Origin of the sequence: Agromyces binzhouensis (assembly GCF_004135055.1) — a bacterium.
GTDB lineage: Bacteria > Actinomycetota > Actinomycetes > Actinomycetales > Microbacteriaceae > Agromyces > Agromyces binzhouensis.
In genome coordinates, this window is the sequence record NZ_SDPL01000258.1 from 1 (window position 1) to 4,446 (window position 4,446).

Consider the following 4,446-nt stretch of genomic DNA (forward strand, 5'->3'; position numbering starts at 1 on the left):
GACCGGGTCGGCGACGCCGACGAGGGCGGCGAACGGGTCGATCCCGGCGAGGCCGACGGCGACGGGGCCCCGGGTGACGGGGCCGAGGCGGTCGGAGCGCCGCTGCCGGTGATCACGCCCGAGGTGGTCGCGCGGGCCGTGGACCGCGCGCTCCTCAGGTACGACCGCGACGGCGACGAGCACTACGACGTGATCAGCGCGTTCATCAAGTCGGTCCGCGGCAGCGACGTCGACGCCGCCCTGCACTACCTCGCACGGATGATCGAGGCCGGGGAGGACCCTCGGTTCATCGCCCGTCGCATCATCGTCCTCGCGTCCGAGGACATCGGCATGGCCGACCCGACCGCGCTCGGCGTCGCGGTCGCCGCGGCGGACGCGGTGCAGTACATCGGCATGCCCGAAGGTCGCATCCCGCTGGCCCAGGCCGTCGTGCACCTGGCGACCGCACCGAAGTCGAACGCCGCCTACCTCGGGATCGATGCCGCGCTGGCCGACGTTCGAGCGGGCCGCGCGGGTCGCGTGCCGAAGCACCTGCGCGATGCGCACTACCCCGGCGCCAAGCGGCTCGGGCACGGCAAGGGCTACGCGTACCCCCACGACGACCCGATCGGCGTCGTGCCGCAGCAGTACCTGCCCGACCCGCTCCGCGGCGCCGTCTACTACACGCCGACGGAACACGGGAACGAGCGCGAGGTCTCCGCGCGACTCGCCAAGCTGCGTCGGATCGTGCGCGGTGAGCGTTGACCTGCCGCTCGTGGTAGGATCGTCGCTGGCCTGAAGCCAGATTCTCGCGTGCGGCTGCGCGGTCTCCACGGCGAAGGGATGCGACCTGTAGCCGGTCGCCCCGTGGCGAACCCCTCTGAACATCGTCTTTCCGGCGCCCGGCGCGCCCGGAACACACCGTTTGAGAATCCTCCGAAAGGACATCGTGACCAACCAGTCCCGAAGCAAGACCCGCCTCTCCCGTGCGCTGGGCGTCGCCCTCACCCCGAAGGCCGCCAAGTACATGGAGAAGCGTCCGTACGCTCCCGGCGAGCACGGCCGCACCAAGCGCAAGCAGGACTCCGACTACGCCGTGCGCCTTCGCGAGAAGCAGCGCCTGCGCGCCCAGTACGGCATCCGCGAGAAGCAGCTCCGCATCGCGTTCAACGAGGCCCGCCGCACCGACGGCATGACCGGTGAGAACCTGGTCGAGCTGCTCGAGATGCGCCTCGACGCGCTCGTGCTCCGCGCCGGCTTCGCCCGCACCATCTCGCAGGCCCGCCAGTTCGTCGTGCACCGCCACATCACCGTCGACGGCAAGATCGTCGACCGCCCGTCGTTCCGCGTGAAGCCGGGCCAGATCGTGGGCGTCAAGCAGCGCTCCGAGGGCACCGAGCCCTTCCAGGTCGCGGCGGCCGGCGGCCACGTCGACGTGCTCCCCAAGACCCCGGGCTACCTCGAGGTCGAGCTCGACAAGCTGCAGGCCACGCTCGTGCGTCGCCCGAAGCGCGCCGAGGTGCCCGTCACGTGTGACGTCCAGCTCGTCGTCGAGTACTACGCCGCCCGCTAGTCGGCGGTTCTCCCGAACGGGGTCGCGGTTCGCCGCGGCCCCGTTCGTCGTCTCCCCGCGGCCCCGACGTCACGCCCTAGACTGGGAGGACGCGTGCGCATGGCGCGGCGCGAGCACGAGCCCATCGAGGAGTGACACGTGAAGAGCATGCTGTGGTTCACCATCGGCGTCGCGGCCGGATTCGCCGTCGCACACCAGGTCAACCGCACGGCCCAGGGCCGTGAGTTCTTCGAGGGACTCGACGCCAAGGCGCGCGCGTTCGGTCGCGCGGTGGCCGAGGGCTACCACGCCCGCGAGGCCGAGCTGCGCGCCGCGGCCGACGCCGAATAGGCCCTTCCGCCACCCATCCCGCGGCACGCGGGACGTTCCACCATTCCCACGAACCAGAACGGAACCATGCAGACTGCCGAGATCCGCCAGCGCTGGCTGGACTTCTTCGCCGCGCGCGGCCACACCGTCGTCCCGTCGGCCTCGCTCGTGTCGGACGACCCCTCGCTGCTGTTCACGGTCGCCGGCATGGTGCCGTTCGTGCCGTACCTGACCGGTGTCGTGCCGGCGCCCTACCCGCGCGCCACCAGCGTGCAGAAGTGCATCCGCACGAACGACATCGAGGAGGTCGGGAAGACCCCTCGCCACGGCACGTTCTTCCAGATGAACGGCAACTTCTCCTTCGGCGACTACTTCAAGGAGGGGGCGATCACCGCAGCATGGGAGCTCCTGACCTCGTCGGAGGCCGACGGCGGGTACGGCTTCGACCCGGCCGACCTGTGGGTCACGGTCTACGAGGACGACGACGAGGCCCGCGAGATCTGGAAGCGGGTGGCGGGCCTCCCCGACGAGCGCATCCAGGGCCTCGGCAAGGACACGAACTACTGGCACACCGGCCAGCCCGGGCCGGCGGGTCCGTGTTCCGAGATCTTCTTCGATCGCGGACCCGAGTACGGCATCGACGGCGGTCCCGCGACCGACGACGACCGCTACGTCGAGATCTGGAACCTCGTGTTCATGCAGTACCTCATCGCGGACGTGAAGTCGAAGATCGACTTCACGATCGTGAAGGAACTTCCCAAGAAGAACATCGACACCGGCATGGGCCTCGAGCGCGTCGCGTTCATCAAGCAGGGCGTCGACAACATGTACGAGATCGACCAGGTCCGGCCGGTGCTCGACGCCGCGGCGCGCATCTCCGGTCGCCGCTACGGGGCCGACCACGAGGACGACGTGCGCATGCGCGTCATCGCCGACCACATCCGCTCCTCGCTCATGCTCATGAGCGACGGCGTGACGCCCTCCAACGAGGGTCGGGGCTACATCCTCCGCCGCCTGCTCCGCCGCAGCATCCGTGCGATGCGCCTGCTCGGCGTCGAGGGGCCGACCTTCCGCGAGCTGTTCGCCGCGTCGCGTGACGCGATGAAGGACGCCTACCCCGAGGTGGCGACGAGCTACACCCAGATCGAGCAGCTCGCGCTCGGCGAGGAGGCGACCTTCCTCCGCACGCTCACCGCGGGTACCGCGATCCTCGACGGCGCGGTCGCGAAGACGAAGGCGGATGGCGCGGACCGCCTCGCAGGCGACACCGCGTTCCTGCTGCACGACACCTACGGCTTCCCGATCGAGCTCACGCTCGAGATGGCGGAGGAGGCCGGCCTCGCCGTCGATCGCCCGACGTTCGACACGCTGATGGCCGACCAGCGTTCGCGTGCGAAGGCCGATGCGAAGTCGAAGAAGAAGGTGCTCGCCGACCTCTCGGTCTACAGCGACTTCCGGGCCAGGGGCGAGACCGTCTTCACGGGCTACACCGACCTGGTGACCGACTCCAGCGTCCTCGGCATCCTGGTCGACGGGCGCCCGGTCGCCGCGGCGACCGCCGGCCAGACCGCAGAGGTGATCCTCGCGGAGACCTCGCTCTACGCCGAATCGGGCGGCCAGGCCCCCGACCAGGGCCGCATCGTGGGCGACGGCTTCGAGCTCCGGGTGCTCGACGTGCAGAAGCCCGTCAAGGGGCTCATCAGCCACACGGTGACGGTGACGACCGGCGAGGTCGGCGTCGGGGTCCCGGCGACGAGCATCGTCGACGAGGACTACCGGCGCGGGGCGACGCAGGCGCACTCCGGCACGCACCTCGTCCACGCGGCGCTCCGGCAGGTGCTCGGGCCCACGGCGCACCAGTCCGGCTCGTTCAACAAGGCGGGCTACCTGCGCCTCGACTACGGCTGGAACCAGGCGTTGTCGGCGGAGACGCGCAGCGAGATCGAGGAGGTCGCGAACGGCGCCGTGCGCGAGAACCTCGAGGTCGTCACGCGCGAGATGCCGATCGACGAGGCCAAGGCACTCGGCGCGATGGCGCTGTTCGGCGAGAAGTACGGCGACGTCGTCCGCGTCGTCGACATCGGCGGTCCGTGGTCCCGCGAGCTCTGCGCGGGCACGCACGTCGCGCGCAGCGCCGAGGTGGGGATGATCAACATCGTCGGCGAGTCCTCGGTCGGCGCCTCGAACCGCCGCGTCGAGTCGCTCGTCGGGAAGGACGCGTTCCAGCGCTTCGCCGCCGAGCGCGCCCTCGTACAGGAGCTGACCGGAACGCTGAAGACGCGCCCGGAGCTGCTCGTCGACCGCGTCGGCGAGCTCGTGGCCAGCCTGAAGGCCGCCGAGAAGAAGATCCAGGCGTACGAGTCGAAGGCGCTGAACGACCGAGTGCCCGCACTCGCCGCGAAGGCGGAGCGCGTGGGCGACCTGCTGCTCGTCACCGAGTCGGTGGGCGAGCTCGGATCGGGTGACGAACTCCGTTCGCTCGCGACGGCCGTGCGCGGCAGGCTCGGCGACGCGGCATCCGTCGTCGCACTCGTCGGCGTGGTCGGCGGCAAGCCGCTCGCGATCGCGGCGACGTCGCCGGCGGC

The 4,446-nt window shown here is 70.6% G+C and carries 4 protein-coding genes; all 4 read left to right on the forward strand.

Features of this window, described 5'->3' with window-relative positions; genetic code table 11:
• Positions 1-744, forward strand: a 744-nt coding sequence (locus ESO86_RS12025) for an AAA family ATPase (RefSeq protein WP_479722784.1), incomplete at its 5' end; no start/stop codon positions are given.
• A gap of 184 nt (positions 745-928) precedes the next feature.
• Entirely contained in the window at positions 929-1,552 is a 624-nt protein-coding gene (gene rpsD / locus ESO86_RS12030; RefSeq protein WP_129235246.1) for a 30S ribosomal protein S4, read from the forward strand.
• Between the two features lie 147 nt (positions 1,553-1,699).
• The gene (locus ESO86_RS12035) at positions 1,700-1,882 is read left to right on the forward strand and encodes a hypothetical protein (protein ID WP_242492341.1); all 183 of its coding nucleotides are present in this window, start codon (positions 1,700-1,702) and stop codon (positions 1,880-1,882) included.
• 66 nt (positions 1,883-1,948) lie between these two features.
• The coding region (alaS, locus tag ESO86_RS12040) for an alanine--tRNA ligase (protein WP_129235248.1) at positions 1,949-4,446 on the forward strand (2,498 nt) is incomplete at its 3' end.

What these genes read in the sequence shown, in the direction of transcription:
- ESO86_RS12035 (WP_242492341.1), top strand. Translation starts at nt 1,700, where the DNA reads ATGCTGTGGTTCACCATCGGCGTCGCGGCCGGATTCGCCGTCGCACAC.